The sequence below is a fragment of the Nocardioides endophyticus genome, assembly GCF_039543845.1.
In the GTDB taxonomy this organism is placed as follows: Bacteria; Actinomycetota; Actinomycetes; order Propionibacteriales; family Nocardioidaceae; genus Nocardioides; species Nocardioides endophyticus.
The window spans coordinates 124,618-143,531 of the sequence record NZ_BAABKN010000015.1; the positions used below are offsets into that span (position 1 = coordinate 124,618).

At 71.3% G+C, this 18,914-nt stretch carries 20 protein-coding genes; 11 read left to right on the plus strand and 9 right to left on the minus strand.

The genetic code is table 11. The features are described from left to right. Window positions 1-124: 124 nt before the first annotated feature. Window positions 125-1,705 (minus strand): acyl-CoA synthetase, encoded by a 1,581-nt coding sequence (locus ABEA33_RS13100; RefSeq protein WP_345527227.1) that lies wholly within the window; start codon window positions 1,703-1,705, stop codon window positions 125-127. On the opposite strand from ABEA33_RS13100, the gene ABEA33_RS13105 reads away from it, so the two are divergent. The 4 genes from ABEA33_RS13105 to ABEA33_RS13120 all read left to right on the plus strand — a co-directional run bounded on the left by ABEA33_RS13105 (window position 1,699) and on the right by ABEA33_RS13120 (window position 4,248). Beyond that, entirely contained in the window at window positions 1,699-1,953 is a 255-nt protein-coding gene (locus ABEA33_RS13105) for an ArsR/SmtB family transcription factor (protein ID WP_345527228.1), read from the plus strand. The two genes, ABEA33_RS13100 and ABEA33_RS13105, sit on opposite strands and share 7 nt — an antisense overlap. Before the next feature lie 42 nt (window positions 1,954-1,995). Continuing rightward, complete coding sequence (locus ABEA33_RS13110; protein WP_345527229.1) at window positions 1,996-2,544, plus strand: Ig-like domain repeat protein; 549 nt, start codon at window positions 1,996-1,998, stop codon at window positions 2,542-2,544. 116 nt (window positions 2,545-2,660) lie between these two features. Beyond that, entirely contained in the window at window positions 2,661-3,548 is an 888-nt protein-coding gene (locus ABEA33_RS13115; protein ID WP_345527230.1) for an LLM class flavin-dependent oxidoreductase, read from the plus strand. Window positions 3,549-3,600: 52 nt separating this feature from the next. Next, window positions 3,601-4,248, plus strand: coding sequence for a hypothetical protein (locus ABEA33_RS13120; protein WP_345527231.1), 648 nt, complete (start codon window positions 3,601-3,603; stop codon window positions 4,246-4,248). Window positions 4,249-4,309: 61 nt separating this feature from the next. Here ABEA33_RS13120 and ABEA33_RS13125 read toward each other — a convergent pair whose 3' ends face one another. The 4 genes from ABEA33_RS13125 to typA form a co-directional block, all read right to left on the minus strand. After that, complete coding sequence (locus ABEA33_RS13125; RefSeq protein ID WP_345527232.1) at window positions 4,310-5,323, minus strand: TIGR03617 family F420-dependent LLM class oxidoreductase; 1,014 nt, start codon at window positions 5,321-5,323, stop codon at window positions 4,310-4,312. 33 nt (window positions 5,324-5,356) lie between these two features. Beyond that, window positions 5,357-5,644: an MFS transporter gene (locus ABEA33_RS13130; protein ID WP_345527233.1), complete on the minus strand. Its 288-nt coding sequence runs from the start codon at window positions 5,642-5,644 to the stop codon at window positions 5,357-5,359. Window positions 5,645-5,667: 23 nt separating this feature from the next. Continuing rightward, window positions 5,668-5,931, minus strand: a complete 264-nt coding sequence (locus tag ABEA33_RS13135) for a hypothetical protein (RefSeq protein WP_345527234.1) — start codon at window positions 5,929-5,931, stop codon at window positions 5,668-5,670. Window positions 5,932-6,019: 88 nt separating this feature from the next. Next, complete coding sequence (typA, locus tag ABEA33_RS13140) at window positions 6,020-7,912, minus strand: translational GTPase TypA (RefSeq protein ID WP_345527235.1); 1,893 nt, start codon at window positions 7,910-7,912, stop codon at window positions 6,020-6,022. A gap of 207 nt (window positions 7,913-8,119) precedes the next feature. Here typA and ABEA33_RS13145 point away from each other — a divergent pair, with 207 nt between their 5' ends. From ABEA33_RS13145 to ABEA33_RS13160, 4 genes are all read left to right on the plus strand, one after another. Next, the gene (locus tag ABEA33_RS13145) at window positions 8,120-9,865 is read left to right on the plus strand and encodes an NHL repeat-containing protein (protein ID WP_345527236.1); all 1,746 of its coding nucleotides are present in this window, start codon (window positions 8,120-8,122) and stop codon (window positions 9,863-9,865) included. A 121-nt stretch (window positions 9,866-9,986) separates the two neighbouring features. After that, complete coding sequence (locus ABEA33_RS13150) at window positions 9,987-10,532, plus strand: PPOX class F420-dependent oxidoreductase (protein WP_345527237.1); 546 nt, start codon at window positions 9,987-9,989, stop codon at window positions 10,530-10,532. Window positions 10,533-10,598: 66 nt separating this feature from the next. Continuing rightward, window positions 10,599-12,410, plus strand: coding sequence for a hypothetical protein (locus ABEA33_RS13155; RefSeq protein WP_345527238.1), 1,812 nt, complete (start codon window positions 10,599-10,601; stop codon window positions 12,408-12,410). A 24-nt stretch (window positions 12,411-12,434) separates the two neighbouring features. Continuing rightward, complete coding sequence (locus tag ABEA33_RS13160) at window positions 12,435-13,709, plus strand: protealysin inhibitor emfourin (RefSeq protein ID WP_345527239.1); 1,275 nt, start codon at window positions 12,435-12,437, stop codon at window positions 13,707-13,709. Window positions 13,710-13,780: 71 nt separating this feature from the next. Here the strand turns inward: ABEA33_RS13160 and ABEA33_RS13165 are convergent, their stop codons facing one another. Then, window positions 13,781-14,470 carry an aspartate/glutamate racemase family protein gene (locus ABEA33_RS13165; protein ID WP_345527240.1) on the minus strand — a complete coding sequence of 230 codons (690 nt, stop codon included), beginning with the start codon at window positions 14,468-14,470 and terminating at the stop codon, window positions 13,781-13,783. Between the two features lie 25 nt (window positions 14,471-14,495). Further along, entirely contained in the window at window positions 14,496-15,242 is a 747-nt protein-coding gene (locus ABEA33_RS13170) for an SDR family NAD(P)-dependent oxidoreductase (protein WP_345527241.1), read from the minus strand. 64 nt (window positions 15,243-15,306) lie between these two features. On the opposite strand from ABEA33_RS13170, the gene ABEA33_RS13175 reads away from it, so the two are divergent. The 3 genes from ABEA33_RS13175 to ABEA33_RS13185 all read left to right on the plus strand — a co-directional run bounded on the left by ABEA33_RS13175 (window position 15,307) and on the right by ABEA33_RS13185 (window position 17,538). After that, complete coding sequence (locus tag ABEA33_RS13175; RefSeq protein WP_345527242.1) at window positions 15,307-15,699, plus strand: hypothetical protein; 393 nt, start codon at window positions 15,307-15,309, stop codon at window positions 15,697-15,699. A gap of 85 nt (window positions 15,700-15,784) precedes the next feature. Next, entirely contained in the window at window positions 15,785-17,047 is a 1,263-nt protein-coding gene (mshA, locus tag ABEA33_RS13180; protein WP_425577407.1) for a D-inositol-3-phosphate glycosyltransferase, read from the plus strand. After that, complete coding sequence (locus ABEA33_RS13185; RefSeq protein WP_345527243.1) at window positions 17,044-17,538, plus strand: type III secretion system chaperone family protein; 495 nt, start codon at window positions 17,044-17,046, stop codon at window positions 17,536-17,538. The genes mshA and ABEA33_RS13185 overlap by 4 nt, the downstream gene beginning before the upstream one ends. Window positions 17,539-17,590: 52 nt before the next feature. Here the strand turns inward: ABEA33_RS13185 and ABEA33_RS13190 are convergent, their stop codons facing one another. After that, entirely contained in the window at window positions 17,591-17,944 is a 354-nt protein-coding gene (locus tag ABEA33_RS13190) for a DUF1304 domain-containing protein (RefSeq protein ID WP_345527244.1), read from the minus strand. A 17-nt stretch (window positions 17,945-17,961) separates the two neighbouring features. Next, window positions 17,962-18,903 (minus strand): DMT family transporter, encoded by a 942-nt coding sequence (locus tag ABEA33_RS13195; RefSeq protein WP_345527245.1) that lies wholly within the window; start codon window positions 18,901-18,903, stop codon window positions 17,962-17,964. Window positions 18,904-18,914 lie beyond the last annotated feature (11 nt).

The following is an 18,914-nucleotide window of genomic DNA, read 5'->3' on the forward strand; positions in this document are numbered from 1 at the left end:
CGGTGACATGTCCCGTCGTCACGCCACAGCCGAGCAGCTGGTGTGGAGGTCGCTCGTCGCCCTCCTGCTGCTCGTCGTGCTGTGGACGGCGCTCGCGACCTCGCTGATCGACCTCTGAGCCGACCTACTCGCCGGCCGCCAGGCCCGCGTGGTCCTCGCGCAGCTGGCGCTTGAGGATCTTGCCCGACGGGTTCTTCGGGAGCGCGTCGGCGACGACGACGTACTTGGGCGTCTTGAAGCCGGCCATCAGCGACCGGGTGTGCTCGAGGACCGCGTCGGGCGTCAGGGTCGCTCCCTCCTGGGCCACGACGACCGCGGCGACCGCCTCGACCCAGCGTGGGTGGTCGACGCCGAAGACGGCGACCTCGGCCACACCGTCGAGCTGGTAGATCGCCTCCTCGACCTCGCGGCTGGCGACGTTCTCGCCGCCGGTCTTGATCATGTCCTTCTTGCGGTCGACGACGTAGAGACGGCCGCCGTCGTCGAGGTAGCCGAGGTCGCCGGAGTGGAACCAGCCACCGCGGAAGGCTTCGGCGGTCTTCTCCGGGTCCCGGTAGTAGCCGAGCGTCGCGTGCGGCGACCGGTGCACGATCTCGCCGACCGTCCCCGCCGGCACGGGTCGGTCCTGGTCGTCGACGATCCGCGTCTCGACGTTGAGCGCCGCCCGACCGGCCGAGCCGGGGTGGGTCAGCTGCTCCGCGGGTCCGAGGATGGTGGCGAGCGGAGCCATCTCGGTCTGGCCGTAGAAGTTCCAGAGGTCGACGTCGGGGAGCAGGCGGCGCATCTCCTCCAGCACGGCGACCGGCATCGGCGAGGCGCCGTAGTAGCCCTTGCGCAGCGAGGACAGGTCAGCAGTGTGGAAGTCCGGGTGGCGCAGCAGGGCGATCCAGATCGTCGGCGGCGCGAAGAACTTCGTCACCCGGTGCTCCTCGATCGCCCGCAGGATCGCGCCCGGCTCGGGTGCGGGCAGGATGATGCTGGTGGCTCCGAGGTAGACGTCGACGCCGAGGAAGCAGTCGAGCTGCGCGCAGTGGTAGAGCGGCATCGTGTGCAGCTCGATGTCGTCGGCGCTCATCTGCCCGTCGATCGCGCACGACACGTACTGCCACATCAGTGACCTGCTCGACAGCAGCGCACCCTTCGGGCGCGACTCGGTGCCGGAGGTGAACATCATCCGCACCGGGTCGTCGTCGTCGAGGATCACGGGGTACGGCGCGCCGTCGTGGTCGAGCCAGGCCTGCAGGTCAGCCCAGCCATCGGGCACCTCGCCGTCGGCCAAGCGGACCACGGCGCGGGTCGTCGCCGCGCCCTTCGACGCCGCGAGCGCGCGCTCCGCGACCGGAAGCAGCGCGTCCTCGACCACGAACGCCGCCGCGCCGCTGTGATCGAGGATGAACGCGATCTCCTCCGCGCCGAGCATGAAGTTGATCGGGACCAGGATCACGCCGGCCCGAGCACACGCGAAGTTGAGCACGACGTACTGCCAGGAGTTGTGACACAGCAGCGCCAGGCAGTCGCGCGCCACGAGGCCGCTGGCGTTGAGTGCGGCCGCCGTACGGTCCACGACGGCGTCGAGTTCGGCGAAGGTCAACCGGACCTCCCCGTGGATCACCGCGAGCTTGTCGGGCGTACGACGTGCCGTCCGCCGCGGCACGTCGCCGAGGGACTGGTGTCGCGCCTCCTGGACCAGGGGTGAGAGTGCCATGTCAGAAACGTAATCCGATCCGGCTCGCGCTGCTGCAGCGGTTCCTCGGCGGCGCCGCCACCGTGACCGACGCGACCGCGCCGACGGGCGACGCCGACGACGCCTTCGGCACGAGCGGGCAGGTCTACCACCACCTGCGCCAACTGGTCGCCGCCGGTTGGCTGCGAAGCACCGGCAGCGGTCGGTACGAAGTGGCGCCGCAACGCGTCGTTCCGCTGCTGTCCATCGTCCTGGGAGCCCATCGATGACAGTCCTCCGCCGTCGGATCGCCTGCCTGCGCACACGACGTCGTGGCGTTCACCTTGGCGAAGGGCGTCACCACCACCGTGGTCACGCTCTCCGCGGCGACCACGAAGTACGGCACCGGCGCCACCGGCACCGTCGCCGGCTCGTCCGGCGGCACCGTGTCCGTGACGGTGGGTGGCACGTTCACCCTGCCGGCATCGCTGGTGCCCGGCAGCTACGCCGTGGTCGCGTCGTACTCCGGCTCCGACCTCGACGAGCCGAGCACCTCCACGGTCACCTACACGGTGACCAAGGCGGCGTCGAAGGCGACGGTGAGCGTCCCGGCCAAGGGCACGTCGGGCAAGTCCGTCACGGTGACCGTCAAGGTCGCCGGTGTCGCCCAGGGTGTCGCGCCTACCGGCAAGGTGACCATCAAGCTCGGTGCGAAGACGGTCGCCAAGGTCACCGTGCCGGCGTCCGGCAAGATCACCAAGAAGGTGAAGCTCGCCGGCGCTGGCGCCAAGAAGGTCACCGTCACCTACTCGGGTGACGGCAAGTACGGCGCCTCCTCTGCCGCGAAGTCGGTGAAGGTGGTGAAGGCGAAGAAGAAGTAGTCGCCAACCAGTCGTCCGCCCCGGTCCCCTCCCCATGGGGGGCCGGGGCGGACCCGTGCCCGGACCACGGGGACGCCTCGCCCCCGCGCCGGGTCGGCCGTGGGAGGGTGACCGCCATGCAGCTGGGCATGACGTTGCCGGTGATGGAGCCCGACCTCTGGTCGGCGGACGACACCCTCGAGTCGTGGGCGCGCGCCGTCGACGAGGGGCCGTGGTCGTCGTTGTGCTGGGGCGAGCGGATGGCCTTCGACAATCCGGACTCCCTGACGCTGCTCGGCGCGGTCGCCGCCTGGACCTCGCGGGCGCGGCTGACGACGACGGTCGTCGTACCTCAGCTGCACGACCCGGTGTCCCTCGCCAAGGCGCTCGCCACCGGCGACCGCCTCAGCCGGGGTCGCCTCTCGGTCGGGCTGGGCGTCGGCGGACGCGAGGAGGACTACCGCGCCGCGGGCGCGCCGCTGAGCACCAAGACCATGGGCGACATGGCCGACCGGGTCGCGGTGATGAAGCGGGTCTGGGCGGGGGAGAAGGTCGTCGACTCCGAGCGGCCGGTCGGCCCGGCCCCGGTGCAGTCCGGCGGGCCGGAGCTGCTGGTCGGCACCCTCGGGCCGCGCACGATCCGGTCGGCTGCTGCGTGGGCGGACGGGCTGGCCGGGATGTCCCTCGACGTCGACCTCGCCGAGATGGCTCGGGTGTTCGACCTGACCCGGGCGGCATGGGCCGACGAGGGGCGCCGTACGCCGCGGGTCACGACGTCGTTCTGGTTCGCTCTGGGTGCGCCCGACGAGGCGCGGGAGCAGGTCCGTCGGCACCTGCGGCACTACATGAACTGGATCCCCGAGCAGTACGTCGACGCGCTGGCCGCCACTGCTGGGTTCGCCGGTACGACGGCCGAGCTGCGCGACGTGCTGCGTCGCATCGAAGATCTCGGCTGCGACGAGGTGCAGCTGATCCCGACCCACTCCGATGTCGGCCAGGTGCACCGGCTGGCCGAGCTGGTCTGAGCGTCTGCCGGATTGTCACTCGGACCGGTGGTCAGAGCCCTACGGTGTGCTCGTGCGGATGGACTGGCTCCCGATCTCGGCAGCGTTGCTCGTCACCGGGGCACTGGCCCTGTGTCTGGGCTCCTTCCTGCTGCCCTCGTCCGACGGGACCGCCGAAACGCTGCGGATCGTGCAGCACCAGGGTGGGCAGTGGCTGACCGTCGCGGCGATCCTGTTCCTGGCCTCGGTGTGCCTGACGCTGGGGCTGCCGACGATCTTCACGCTCTTCGACCGCCGCGGCTGGGCCCTCGCCCTGGTCAGCGCGATCGTCCTCGAGATCGGGTTCATCGGCACCGCCGGGTTCTCGATGCTGATGGTCTTCTTCCGCTCGCTCGTGATCACCGACGCGCTGAGTCACCAGGGACTCGAGGACGCGACCTCCGAAGCCGGTCTGACGGTCTTCCTGATCGGCTGGATCGCCGCGCTCTACCTCGGCGAGCTGCTGCTCGGCGTCGCGCTGCTGCGCGCCCGCGCGACCCCGCGCTGGGTGCCGCTGGCACTGATCGCTCACGCGGTCTCGGTGCTGTTCGCGCCGTTGCTTCCCGAGCCCGCGTCGAAGGCCCTGATCCTGCTGCTGGTCGCCGGGTTCTGCGGGATCGCGATCCAGGCGACCTCGCCGGGGACGCTGCGTCGGTCCGGCGGAGCCAGATCTGGCTTGTAACGCGGGGTTATGGCATCTGGTCACCCCGTTCTGACGGGTTCATGGACCCCATAACACCGCGTTACATGCCGCGCAGCGCGCCAGCCAGGTCCGCAATCTGCCCCATCGGCGGCTCGTAGCCCGGGAAGTAGCAGCACACCCGTTCGGCGACGTCCCCGAACCGTCGGCCGATCTCGGCGGCGCACTCCTCCGGCGTCCCGCGTACGGCGAGGGTCGCGAGCATCTCGTCGGTCACCAGCTCGAACATCGCGCCGAAGTCGCCGGTCTTCGACAGCCGGTTGAGCTCGGGCTGCACGCCCTCCCAGCCCTCGGCCTCGAGCACCGGCACGTACGCCGGGGTCGATCCGTAGAACGCCAGCAGTCCACGAACCCCCGCGACGGCCGCTTCCATCTCGGCGGAGGTGCGCCCCATCGCCACGATCGCCTGCGGCAGGATCGAGAAGTCCTCACGACGACGACCCGAGCGGCTCAGGCCCTCGTCGACGGCCGGCAGCGTCCGGGTCCGGAAGTGCTGGTGGCTGTGGAACGGCATCACCAGCAGCCCGTCGGCCACATCCGCGGCGGTCCGGGTCATCACCGGCCCGAGGGCGCCGAGGAGGACAGGCGGCACGCCGTACGGGCTCGGACCCGGCACGAACGTCGGCGGCATCAGCGTATGCCGGGTGTGCTCGCCCTCGAAGTGCAGCGGCGTCCCGTCCTGCCAGGAGCCGAGGATTGCCTTGACCGCCAGCACGATCTCGCGCATCCGGGCCGCGGGCGGCGACCAGGTCGCGCCGTACCTCTTCTCGATGTGCGGCTTGATCTGCGACCCCAGCCCGAGCCGGAACCGCCCGCTGGACATCAGCTGCAGGTCGTACGCCGTGTTGGCGAGGTGCATCGGGCTGCGCGGCATCGCGATCGCGACGTTCGTCATCAGGTCGGTCTCGACCCCGGCGGCCGCCGCCGCGGCCAGCGGCAGGAACACGTCGTGCGGTCCCTCGAAGGTGAACAGTCCGGCGATCCCGGTCGCGGCGAGCTCGCGAGCCCGGGCGACCGCGAGATCGGGGCGGGCGTCGAGCTGGATGTCGAGGAGCACGCGGTCAGTGTCGCGCAACCACCGGGGCCACGCTCACTGCGCTGCCGATGGGGAACCCGAGGTAGCGCAGCACCTGGTTGACGCCATCCCGATGCCCTGCATCGCGCGACCGGCGACGAGCACGCCGTACGACGTCGGCACGATCGCCAGAGCGGTGCCCAGCGTGACGACGAGCAGTCCGGCCAGGATGGTCGGCCGCCGCAGCCGTCCGCTCTCGAACCGGCCGACGATCGGGATCGCGACCGCGCTCGCCAGCAGGGTCGCGGTGAGCGACGAGAGGACCGCCGTGATGGTGGTCAGCAGGGCCAGGGTGGGCAGCACACGCTACTCCCCGCCGCGACCAGTCACAGCGCCGCCGCGGGTGCCGTCCGCGTGCGAGATCGCAGGGCAAAAGCGATCGCGATCAGCACGACCCCGGCGACCCGGAGCCAGCCCAGGATCTCGTGCAGGGCTTCGTGTCTGGCGCTCCAGTCGAGAAGGGTTGTGCTGTCGAGCCAGCGGAGCCCGGCGTACTCCGCGAAGGCATAGCCGGAGAGTGTCGCGCTGAGAGCGCCGCCGAGCACGGCGAGCACTGCCCAGGGGTGCCGCCGCACCCGCGAGACACCCACAGCGGCGATCGCCAGGAACGCGAGCGCCTCCAGGAGGGACTGGAACAGCAGGAACGTCGGAACCTCATAGAAGGTCAGGTCCGCCGCCCTACTTGCTCGCCTTACGCGCTCGGCTCGCGATCTTGGCCCGCTCGTTCTGGTCGAGGATGACCTTGCGGATCCGCACGTGCTCAGGGGTGACCTCGACGCACTCGTCGTCGCGGCAGAACTCCAGGCTCTGCTCCAGCGACAGCTTCTTCGCCGGGATCAGCTTCTCGAAGTTGTCGGAGGTGGCGGACCGGATGTTGGTCTGCTGCTTCTCCTTGGTGATGTTGACGTCCATGTCGTCGGCACGGGAGTTCTCGCCGACGATCATGCCCTCGTAGACCTCAGTGGTCGGCTCGAGGAACATCACGCCGCGCTCCTGCAGCGAGGTCATGGCGTACGCCGTCGCCGCGCCCTTGCGGTCGGCGACGAGCGAGCCGTTGTTGCGCGAGCGGATCTCGCCGGCCCACGGCTCGTAGCCCTCGGAGATGTGGTGCGCTATGCCGGTGCCGCGGGTGTCGGTCAGGAACTCCGTGCGGAAGCCGATCAGGCCACGTGCCGGGACCAGGAACTCCATCCGCACCCAGCCGGTGCCGTGGTTGGTCATCTGCTCCATGCGGCCCTTGCGGGTGGCGAGCAGCTCGGTGATCGCGCCGAGGTACTCCTCGGGGGCGTCGATGGTCAGGCGCTCCATCGGCTCGTGGACCTTGCCGTCGATCTCCTTGGTGACCACCTGCGGCTTGCCGACAGTCAGCTCGAAGCCTTCGCGACGCATCTGCTCGACCAGGATGGCCAGCGCCAGCTCGCCGCGGCCCTGCACCTCCCAGGCGTCGGGGCGCTCGGTCGGGAGGATCCGCAGCGACACGTTGCCGACCAGCTCGGAGTCGAGGCGGTCCTTGACCAGGCGGGCGGTGACCTTCGAGCCCTTGACCCGGCCGACCAGCGGCGAGGTGTTGGTGCCGATGGTCATCGAGATCGCGGGCTCGTCGACGTGGATGAGCGGCAGCGCGACCGGGTTCTCCGGGTCGGCGAGGGTCTCGCCGATGGTGATCTCCGGGATGCCGGCGATGGCGACGATGTCGCCGGGACCGGCGGACTCGCCCGGCTGGCGCTCGAGGCCCTCGGTGACGAGGAGCTCGGTGATCTTGACGTTCTTGGTCGTGCCGTCGCGCTTCATCCACGCGACCTGCTGCCCCTTCTTCAGGGTGCCCTCGTGGACCCGGACCAGCGCGAGCCGCCCGAGGAACGGCGACGAGTCGAGGTTGGTGACGTGGGCCTGCAGCGGCGCGCCCTCGGTGTACGTCGGCGCGGGGATCGTCTCGAGGATCGTCTTGAACAGCGGCTCGAGGTCGGGGGAGTCCGGCAGCTCGCCGTTCTCCGGCGCGGTCAGGGCGGCGACGCCGGCGCGGCCCGACGCGTAGACGACAGGGAAGTCGAGGGCGTCCTGGCTGTGGCTCTCGTCGAGGAGGTCCATGAAGAGCTCGTAGGTCTCGTCCACGACCTCGGCGATGCGGGCGTCGTTGCGGTCGGTCTTGTTGACGACCAGGATCACCGGCATGTCGGCGTTGAGCGCCTTGCGCAGCACGAAGCGGGTCTGCGGCAGCGGGCCCTCGGACGCGTCGACCAGCAGCACGATGCCGTCGACCATCGACAGGCCGCGCTCGACCTCGCCACCGAAGTCGGCGTGGCCGGGGGTGTCGATGATGTTGATGACCATCGGCTTGCCACCACCGGCGGGACCGGCATAGTGCACGGCGGTGTTCTTCGCGAGGATCGTGATGCCCTTCTCGCGCTCGAGGTCACCGGAGTCCATGACCCGCTCGGCCACGCTCTCGGCCTGGTGCTCGGTGAAGGCGCCGGCCTGGCGCAGCATGGCGTCGACGAGCGTGGTCTTGCCGTGGTCGACGTGCGCCACGATGGCGACGTTGCGGAGGTCCGTGCGAGTGGTGGTCGTCATGCGCGCTGCAGCATTCCGTTCGGGTGGGCGAGTGGGGCCCGAATGGGCCTCGCCGAGTCTAGTGGCGGTCGACGTCTCGTCCCGCATCGGTGAAATCGGCGGGACTTGTCAGCCGGAACCCGCACGACACGCCGGGGCGACTCGGCGTGTCGTGCGGGTTTCCCCGGTCGACCGGTGAAACCCGCCGCCGCTCGATACCCTCAGTACGTGGGGGGACGAGCGCTTCGTGCTGCGCTTGTGACGGCCATCGCCGTTGCGAGCCTCGTCGCCGTACCCACCGTCACGGCGTCCGCGGTGAGCACCGGACGGCCCACCGCAGTGGCGGTCGCGGCCGACGGCACGTCGTACGTCGGGTTCGCCGACGCCGACGGCCTGCTGGTGCTGGCGCCTGACGGGACGCCCAAGGGCTCGCTCGCGCTCGCCGGCGTCGGGCCGGTCACCGGACTGGCCGTCGATCCTGGCGGGAGCATCTGGGTCGACGACGGCTCGACCGTCGCGCGCTTCAGCCCGTCGGGTGTCGGGCTGGGCTCGTTCCCGCACCGGCCTGCCGCGAGCTGCTCGGCCGACGCCGGTCGGTACGGCGGCCTCGATGTCACGTCCTCCCGCGTCTACGTCGCCGAGCGATGCCGAACCAGTGTCGGCGTTTACACCCGGACCGGCGCACTGCTGCCCGGGACCCCGCGCGGCATCGCCTTCGCGCCCGCGTTCACGTACGGGCGAGCCAAGAAGGTGCCGGCCCGCCTCTATGTCTCCGTCCCGGATGCCGGGAAGGTCTACGGCTACAACGCGGGAGGCATCGGCTCCCGCTCGAAGCCGGTGGCCACCCTGACGCGCACTCGTCCGGGCGGGGTGAGTGCCGACGACCGGGGCCACGTGGCCGTGCTCGACTCCGCGACCCATGGCCTCTACCTCTATGACGCCACCAAGCGCTACCGGCTCTACCGCACGCTCGGCCACCCGCCGACCGCTGCCGCCACCAAGGGCTACCTCAAGCGTCCGGCCGCAGTGGCCCAGGGTGGAGCGCCGGTCGGGCGGCACTACTGGCTGGCGGACACGGGCAACGGTCGCGTGCAGCGCTGGAACCCGGCCGGCACGACCCAGTGGATGGCCGACACGCAGCCGTCCAGCGCGCCGGGGACGCCGACCAGTACCGGGGTCCCGGTGATCGGCGGCAACCCGGTGCCCGGCGCCGAGCTCACGTGCACCGACGGGTCGTGGACCGGTGGCCCCACGTCGTACGCCCATGCCTGGCTGCGCGACGGCGAACCGATCGGCGGCGCCGCCGCTTCGTCGTACGTCGTGGCCGCCGAGGACGTCGGGACCGAGCTCAGCTGCGTCGTGACCGCGACGAACGCGGCCGGCGAGAGCGCGCCGGCGGGCAGTGTGCCGGTCGTGGTCGACGACGGACTGCCGGACCCCGAGCCGGTCCCCGTGACGACCTGCCGGGGTGAGCCGTGGGTGCGGATCGAGCCCGCCACCCGGATCGTCAGTCGGCCGTTCGTGACGCTCGAGATCCAAGCGCCCGAGGGTGCCGAGCAGGTGGAGATCTCCAACGACGGCTTCAAGAGCTCCGACGTCAAGCCGCTCGCCGCCGGTTGCCGCTACGAGTGGACCCTCGACGACGGTCCCGGCCGGAAGCCGAAGCTGGTGTCGGTGCGGTTCCCGGGCGCGCCGGGTGTCGTGCAGGACCAGGTGCTGCTCGACGGTGCCGCGCCGGTGATCCACCGGGTGAGCGCGAAGTGGATCACCGCGCGCCAGGGCTGGGTCCTGAAGATCAGGGCGACCGATCGCGGCACCGGCATCTCCAAGGTCCTGGTCGGCAAGTTGCGATCGAGTGCGCGCAGCTACAAGTGGCCGGCCGACATCGTGTCGTGGGACAGCACCCAGCTGCGTTGGATCCGAGTGGTCGACGGGGCCGGCTACCGGAGCAAGTGGTATCGACTCCGGCTCTGATGGGTTTCGAGACGTGTCGCTCAGTCCCGCGCTGGCGCGCGTGTCTGGGCCGACACCCTCAACCTCCTCGCCTTTCGCGGCACGAGCAAGCTCGGTCCGCGGGCTCGGATACCGTGAAGGGATGCCTCGCATCGCCACCGCAGACCGGGTCGACCTCGAGCAGCTGCTGGACTTCGTCCGCACGCGGCACCACCTGGTGCTCGTCACCACTCGTGCCGACGGACGCCCGCAGGTCTCGCCCGTCACCGGCGGAGTCGATGCGGCTGGCCGGATCGTGATCTCGACGTACCCCGACCGCGCCAAGGCGGTGAACCTCCGCCGCCGCCCGACGGCCTCCGTGCTCGTGCTCTCCGACGCCTGGGACGACGCCTGGGTGCAGGTCGACGGGGTCGCGGAGGTGCTCGACATGTATCCCCACGAGGCTTCGGGCCTCCCCGGGTCCGCTCCTCCGGACGCGAACCCCCGCAGGGGCCCCGAAAGCATGCCCTCGCCGGAGGCGGAGGACGGGCTGGTGGAGTACTTCCGCTGCATCGCGGGTGAGCACCCGGACTGGGACGAGTACCGCGCGGCGATGCGGCACCAGGGCAAGTCGCTGATCCGGATCTCCGTCGACAGCTGGGGCCCGGTGGCCACTGGTGGCTTCCCCCCGGACCGCGCCCCGGCCTGACTGGACCGGTCCAGTCAGGAGGACAAGGACGCCGCGCGGAGGCTACTCGCGGGTTAGCCTCGCGCTGTGATGGCCCTGGTGGGCCGGCTGCTCTGCCTGGCCCTGATCTCAGCGGGCCTCGGGACCGCGACCTTGACGACCCTCGAACCTGCCGCGGCCGCAGTCGGCGGCGGTCCGACGGCGGTAGCCGTGGGCCCTACGGGCACGTCGTACGTCGGGTTCGCCACGGGCGGCCGTTTGCTCCGGCTCAGCCCGCAGGGCCACCGTCACGGGAGCGTGCCGCTCGACCAGAGCGGCCCGGTCGACGGGCTCTTCGTGAACGCGGCCGGGCAGATCTGGGTCGACTACGGGACGAGCGTCTCGTTGCTCGGCCCAGGAGGCCGGGTCCTGCGGCACTTCGACCACGACCCGGTGAGCTCGTGCGCCGGCAGCCCGGCGACGCGGTACGGCGGGATCACCGCCGGTGGCGGTCGCGTGTGGGTCGCCAACCGCTGCGACGACACGATGACCGTCTACAGCCAGGGCGGTCGCCGGATCGCGACGGTCGACCTGCCGGGTCGCGGCCACCCGCGGGGCATCACGTACGGCGCCGCCCAGTCCGGTCGCGGCGCTACCGTCTATGTCGCACTCCCCGACTCCGGACGGATCGTCGCCTATCGGGCCGGCCGGGTCAGCGATGCGACCCAGCCCTGGCGCACCCTTGCCATGCGCCGCCCCGCGGGTGGCGCCCGGCCGAGTCCCGGCGGCATCGCGGTCGACAGGTTCGGCCAGCTCACCGTGGCCGACCTGGCCAACAACGCGATCTTCCTGCTCGACACCAACCACGACTTCAACGTCTACCGGACGCTCGGGCACCCGCCGCGGGCGAGCCGCGCGGTCGGTCGCCTGAGCAGCCCGAGCGCGATCGCGCAGCACGCCCAGGACCGTGGCTCGTTGTCCGGCAACCTCTTCATCGCCGACACCGGCAACCGCCGGGTGCAGCGCTGGAACACCAGCGGCTGGACCTACTGGGCGAAGAAGGTGCAGGCCGGCAGCGACAGCCCGGCCGGCCCGGTCGTGGGGCCGGTCAACACCGCACCGCCGACCGTGGTCGGCGGCGGCTCGGTCGGTACGGCGCTCACCTGCTCGCCGGGCAGCTGGTCCGGAGCGGGGGGCGTCCAGTACTCCTACGCCTGGTCGCGCAACGGCGTACCGATCGCGCACACCGCGTCGTCGAAGTACGTCGTCCTCAACGCCGACACCGGCTCCGTCCTCGGCTGCACCGTCACGGCCACGGCCGCCGGCGGCTCCGCCAGCGCTTCCTCAGCGGGCCGGATGATCTCCGGACCATCCGGCCACGCGCCGGCCAACCTCACCGCGCCGACCATCTCGGGCGTGCCGGTCGCCGGCCACACCCTGACCTGTGACCCGGGCACCTGGAGCGGCTCGCCTTCCACGGTGCTCGCGCTGTGGCAGCGCGACGGCGCGACCGTCGCCAACGGCAGCTGGACCTACGTCGTGGGTGCCGACGACGTCGGCGCCGCCCTCCAGTGCGTCGTGGTGGCCGACAACGGCTGGGGCTCCGGGGTGGCTCGCTCGACGCCCGCGGCCCCGGGCGCCTGCGGCACAGCCGGCGGGGTCGAGATCAACGGCGGCGCGACCGAGACGACCTCGCCGTACGTCACCCTCACCCTCCGGGCGCCTCGCGGCACGAGCACGGTACGGATCTCGAACGACCCGAGCTTCACCGCGGAGACGATCGTGGCCTTCCCGGCCGGCTGCACCTACAACTGGGTGATGCCATCGATCCCCGGGATGCCGCTGGCCTGGACGGTCTACGTGCGGTACGGCGACGGCGCCACCTACAGCGACTCGATCGTGGTCAACGAGCACAGCTGACCGGGGCGGTGGCACGCTGGTCGCATGGGCCGCTGCCGGTTCGTGCCGCCGTACCTCCTCGCCCGGGTCGCCCCCGGGAGCCTCGTCGTGGACGAGGCGCTGCGCGCCGGCCGGGCGGTGCCCGTCGAGGTGCGTCGCGTCCCGTCGGCAGCGCCGGCCCCGGCCTGGACCGTGCACACGGCCGACAGCACGACGACGTTGCCCGGGCGCGCAGTGCGCTCTGCCGGGTCGCCGGCGTCGGGCGACATAGCCGTCGACGAGGCGGCGACCGGGATCACCGGCGCCCTGGCGCTCTTCGCCGAGGTCTACGGGCGGGCGTCGTACGACGGCGCCGGCGCTCCGGTCAGCCTGACCGTCCACTATGGGCAGGACTACGACAACGCGTTCTGGGACGGGACCCAGCTCGTGTTCGGCGACGGTGACGGTCGGGTCTTCGAGCGCTTCACCAAGCCCGTCGACGTGCTCGGGCACGAGCTGACCCACGCCGTGACCGAGCACTCCGCCGGGCTGGTCTACCGCGACCAGCCGGGCGCGCTCAACGAGTCGGTCTCCGACGTGTTCGCGGCCTGCCTCAAGCAGCGCCTCCTCGGGCAGACGCCGGACGAGGCTGACTGGCTGATCGGCGAGGGGATCTTCGCCGCCGGTATCCAGGCCCGTGCGCTGCGCGACATGGCGGCGCCAGGCACGGCGTACGACGACCCTGCACTGGGACGCGACCCGCAGGTCGGGCACCTCGACGACTATGTCTCGACCTCGGACGACAACGGCGGCGTCCACCTCAACTCGGGGATCCCCAACCGCGCCTTCCAGCTCGCCGCGGTCGCGATCGGTGGCGCGACGTGGGAAGGCGCCGGGCGGGTCTGGTACGACGCGCTCACGGGCGGCGCGGTCGGCCCGACCACGGAGTTCGCCGCCTTCGCCGCCGCGACCGTTGCGGCTGCCGGCGCGCACGCGGACGCGGTCGGCTCGGCGTGGGAGACGGTCGGCGTCACGCCGGGCGCCTCGGCGGCGGGATCGCCCGTACCCGCTGCCGGTGCCCGGCGGGTGTCTGTCCGCCGTACGGGTGGCTTCGCGGGCCTGCGCGCCACCGGCGAGCTCGACCTCGACGGCGACGACCCGCGTGTCCCCGAGGTCGCGGCCCTCGTCGACCGCGTCGACCTGCGGGCGGCCACCGGTGGGTCGCCGCAACCGGACCGGTACGTCTACGCCTTCGACCTCTGCGGCGACTCCGCGACCGTCCCCGAGCAGCACCTCACCCCCGACCTCCGTCGGATCGCCGACCTGGTCCTCGAGGCGTAGCGGCGGGGTAGTCCCTTGACGGAATGGTTCCTTCTGGTCCCTTCAGGCAACCAAAACGTCTGGGACTAAGGCTAGGCCAGCGCGCGGTCCAGCGCCGCGGCGACGTGGAGGGCGGTGGCGGGGAAGACCGGGATGTCGGCGTCGGCCTGCTTCACGAGCAGCTCGAGCTCGGTGCAGCCGAGGATGACCCCGCCGGCGCCGGCGTCCCAGAGCTCGTCGATGAGGCCGACGACCGTACGCCGGGAGCTGTCGAGCACCTTGCCGTGGACGAGCTCCTCGTAGATGACCCGGTTGAGGGTGTCGTGGTGGCGCGCGTCCGGGACCACCACGGTGAGCCCGTGCGAGGCGATGCGGTCGGTGAAGAACGTCCGGGACATCGCGAACGTCGTACCCAGGAAGCCCACCGACTCCAGACCCTGGGCCTTGCACGCCTCGGCCACGACATCGGCGAGGTGCACGACCGGGATGCCGACCGCGTCGGCGACCTGGTCGGCCACCCGGTGGAAGGTGGTCGTGCACAGCAGCAGGAAGTCCGCGCCGCCCGCCTCGACCCCGCGTGCGGCTGCCGACAGGATCTCGGCGACGTCGTCCCACCGCTCCTGCTCCTGCAGCGCAGTGACCTCGGCGAAGTCGACCGAGGCCATCACGCTGCGCGCCGACGACAGTCCGCCGACGCGGGCCTCGACGCCCCGGTTGAGCTCTTGGTAGTAGACCGCACTGGATTCCCAGCTGAGGCCTCCGACGAGTCCGATCGTCTGCATGCCGGGGAGTCTGTCAGATCACGGCTCAGGTGACCCGGTGCACCTTGTGGTGGGTGGCCTGCGCCCGCGGCCGGATCACCAGCTCGTCGATGTTGACGTGCGGCGGGCGGGTGACCATCCAGGTGATCGCGTCGGCGATGTCCTCGGCGACGAGCGGCTCGGCCACGCCGGCGTACACCGCCTCGGCCTTCTCGCGGTCTCCCTCGAAGCGCACGAGCGCGAACTCGTCGGTCTTCACCATCCCCGGTGCGATCTCCATGATCCGCACCGGCTGGTCCCACAGCTCGAGCCGCAGGGTCTCGGTGACGACCTGGGTGCCGTGCTTGGCGGCGGTGTAGCCGGCGCCGCCCTCGTAGGCGATCCGCCCGGCAGTCGAGCCGACGTTGAGGATCGCGCCGGCGCCGCTGGCGAGCAGGGCCGGCAGCAGCGCCCGGGTCACCTGCATCAGGCCGATCACGTTGACCTCGTACATCTGCCGCCACTCGTCGCTGTCAGCGGCCGACACCGGTGAGGCACCGAAGGCGCCGCCCGCGTTGTTGACGAGTACGTCGAGCCGCTCGCCGACCGCCGCGGCCAGGCCGGCGACGGACTCGACCGAGGTGACGTCGCACTCGACAGCCGTACCCCCGATCTCGACGGCCAGCGCCTCGATCCGGTCGCGTCGACGGGCAGCGCAGAAGACGTGGTAGCCGGCCGCGGCGAGCTGGCGGGCGGTGGCGGCGCCGATGCCGCTGCTGGCGCCGGTGACGACGGCGGTCTTCGGGGAGGTCATGGGTTCATTGTCGATGATCGGGGTAGGGATCGTGACGGGGAGGTCTCGGAGAGGATGAGGACTGGTGCGCATTGGTGCAGCCCTGGCAGGACTCGTCGGCGGACTCGCGTGGATCGTCGCCTTCGTCCTGGACAAGACGGACCACGCCGGGCTCGGGGATTCCGTCGCCGGGTTGGGACTGGTGCCGCTCACGGTCGCGACCCTGGCCGCCGGGGCCGGACTGGTCAGCCGCTCGGCGACGTGGCTGCGGGTCATCGTCGCGGTCTGCCTCGCGCTGCTGGTCTGGTCGGTGCTGCAGGTGCTGTCCGACGGCGTCGACGAGCGCCTCGTCCAGGCAGCTGCCGGCCTGGCCGTCGTCGCGATCGCGGGCGCTGTGCTGTCGCGCCGACCGCGGCCGGTCCAGGAGCCTGTGGTCCAGTCACCAGGCCACCGCGCGCGTCGATCCCATGTGCGCTGAGACGCGTCGGGGAATCAATCGGTTGATGCGGGCGTTCACCCGAGTCGGACCAGTCGCCGAGACTGGATCACGAGATGGTGGCGAGGTGCCTGTGGAGTCGATGCGGCGGGTAGCGATGATCAGCCTGCACACTTCCCCGCTCGACCAGCCGGGCACCGGTGACGCCGGTGGGATGAACGTCTACGTGATCGAGCTGGCCCGCCGGATGGCCGCTCAGGGCATCGAGGTCGACATCTTCACCCGCGCCACCAGCTCCTCGCTCGACCCGGTCGTCCCCGCAGGGGACGGCGTGCAGGTCCGCCACATCCACGCCGGGCCGTTCGAGGGTCTCAGCAAGGGCGAGCTGCCCGGGCAGCTGTGCGTGTTCGCGCGCGAGGTGCTCCGCGCGGAGGCCTCGCAGCCGTTGGGCCACTACGACGTCGTGCACTCCCACTACTGGCTGTCGGGCCAGGTCGGCGCGCTGGCCCGGGACCGCTGGGGGGTGCCGCTGGTGCACTCGATGCACACGATGGCCAAGGTCAAGAACGCCGCGCTGGCCGACGGTGACACCCCCGAGCCGACCGCCCGCATCATCGGCGAGGAGCAGGTGGTCGAGGCCGCCGACATGCTGATCGCCAACACCGACCTCGAGGGCCGGCAGCTGGTCGACCTGTACGACGCCGACCCTGCGCGGGTCGAGGTCGTGCACCCCGGGGTCGACCTCGACGTGTTCCGGCCCTACGACAAGGCGGCCGTCCGAGCCCAGCTCGGCCTGCCCGCCGACGCGGCCGTGCTGCTCTTCGCCGGCCGAATCCAGCCGCTCAAGGCGCCCGACGTACTCCTCCGGGCCGTCGCCGAGCTGCTCACCCAGTCGCCGTCGCTGCGGTCGCGGTTGGTCGTCCCCATCGTGGGCGGCCCGTCCGGCAGCGGCCTCGAGCATCCCGAGTCGCTCGCCCAGCTGTCCTCCCACCTCGGCCTGGACGACGTGGTGCGGTTCGTGCCGCCGGTCGCCCAGGACGAGCTGGCCCGCTGGTGCTCGGCGGCGACGCTGGTCGCCGTACCTTCCTACAACGAGTCCTTCGGCCTGGTCGCTGCCGAGGCACAGGCCACCGGCACCCCCGTCGTCGCGGCCGCGGTCGGTGGCCTCACCACGGTCGTCCGCGACGGCCACAGTGGGCTGCTCGTCGACGGCCACGAGCCGCGGGCCTGGGCCGACGCGCTGCGCCGCATCGTCGAGGACGACGTGCTGCGACTGCGCCTCGAGGGCGGGGCGCTCGAGCAGGCGCGACGGTTCTCCTGGGAGCGCACCGCCGAGCGCACTCTCGCCGTCTACAACCGCGCCCAGGCCGAGCTGCGGGAGACCGTGTGAGCACCGACCCGGCCCAGGTCATCCGCGACCACCTCACCAGTGCCGAGGTGGAGTACGACGAGATCTCCGACGGCGTCTTCTCGTTCGCGCTGCCGGGGGAGAAGAAGCTCCAGACGGCGGTGCGACTCGACGTCGGCAAGCACGCACTCGGCATCCACGCCTTCGTCTGCCGCAAGCCCGACGAGGAGCACGAGCGCGTCTACCGCTGGCTGCTCGAGCGCAACCTCAAGATGTACGGCGTCGCGTTCGCCGTCGACCGGCTCGGAGACATCTACCTCGACGGTCGCGTGCCTCTCGCCGCTGTCACGTCCGACGAGCTCGACCGGCTGCTCGGCGCGGTGCTGACCTACGCCGACGAGTCGTTCAACACCATCCTCGAGCTCGGCTTCGCGAGCTCGATCCGCAAGGAGTGGGAGTGGCGCAAGCTCCGCGGCGAGTCCACCCAGAACCTCGAGGCGTTCCGCGGCTGGCTGGAGTCCGACGACGGTTGATCCGGGACTTCCGAGGTGGCCGTGGTCAGCACCCCCGACTCAACGCGTGGGCTCACCAGGCGAGCAGGACGGCGCCGAGCGCGAGTAGCGCCGGCACCGCCTGGACGACCAGGATCCGGCTGCTGACGGTGATGGCGCCGTACACCCCGGCGACGATCACGCAGGCCAAGAAGAACACGCAGACGTCGTACCGCTGCGTGACCAGTCCCCAGACCAGGCCGGCGACCAGGAAGCCGTTGTAGAGGCCCTGGTTGGCGGCGAGCACCTTGGTGGCCTCGGCGAACTCCGGGGTGTTGCCGAAGGTTCGCCGGCCGAGGGGCTTGGTCCAGAGGAACATCTCGAGCACCAGGAAGTAGAGGTGCAGTGCGGCGACCAGGCCGACGAGTAGGTATGCGACGACGTCCACCCGAGCAGCATGGCGCATCAGGCGGGTGGCGTGACCTCCTCCGCCGCAGCGCGCGGCTTGCGGCGCGCCACGGCCACGCCGACGAGGGCGAGTGCGCCACCGACGTACGCCATCGCGGGCGGCGCCTCGTCGAGGAAGATCAGGCCCATCACGATCGTGATCGGCGGCACCAGATAGGTCGTGATCGCGAGGCTGCTGGCGCTCATGTGCTGGAGCGCGTAGGCGTACGTCGTGAACGCGATCGCTGTCGGGAAGACGCCGAGGTAGACGACCCAGAGCACCGAGGAGGTCGGTGCGTCGCGGGTCTGGTCGACGAGCTGGCCGACGAAGGGGAGGCAGGCGATCGCACCGATCGTGCAGGCCAGCCAGGTCACGTGGATCGCGGGGAGCTTGGCGACGAGCGGCTTCTGCAGGATCAGGCTGATCGAGTAGACGACCGCCGAGACCAGGCAGAGCAGTACGCCGATCACGTCGTGGTCGCTGGACTCGGACGACGACATGCTGATCAGGCCGACGCCCGTGAACGCGAGAGCGAGGCCGAGGCCGATGTAGACGGTGAACTTCTCGTTGAGGAAGATCGCGGCCAGGACCGCGACCAGCACCGGTGAGACCTGGATCAGCATCGCGGCGGTGCCGGCGTCCACGCGCCGCTCGCCGGCGTTGAGCGCGACGTTGTAGACGCCGAACCAGAGCACGCCGATCGTGATGAGCGAGACCCACTGGCGGCCGGTGGGGTGCGGGACGCCCTGGCTGGCCAGCGCGACCACGCCGAGGCAGAGTGCGCCGACCAGAGTCCGGCCCAGCGAGAGCGCACCCGGCGAGAAGTCCTCACCGAGGTGCCGGATCGCGACGAACGCCGACGCCCAGAACACCAGCGTCACCGCCACCGCCGTCACCGGGAGCCAGGCCGGGGTGGTGTCGGTCGCCGGAGTGGTCGGGGGCGTCGCCGTACTCGTCACCGGCTCAGCCT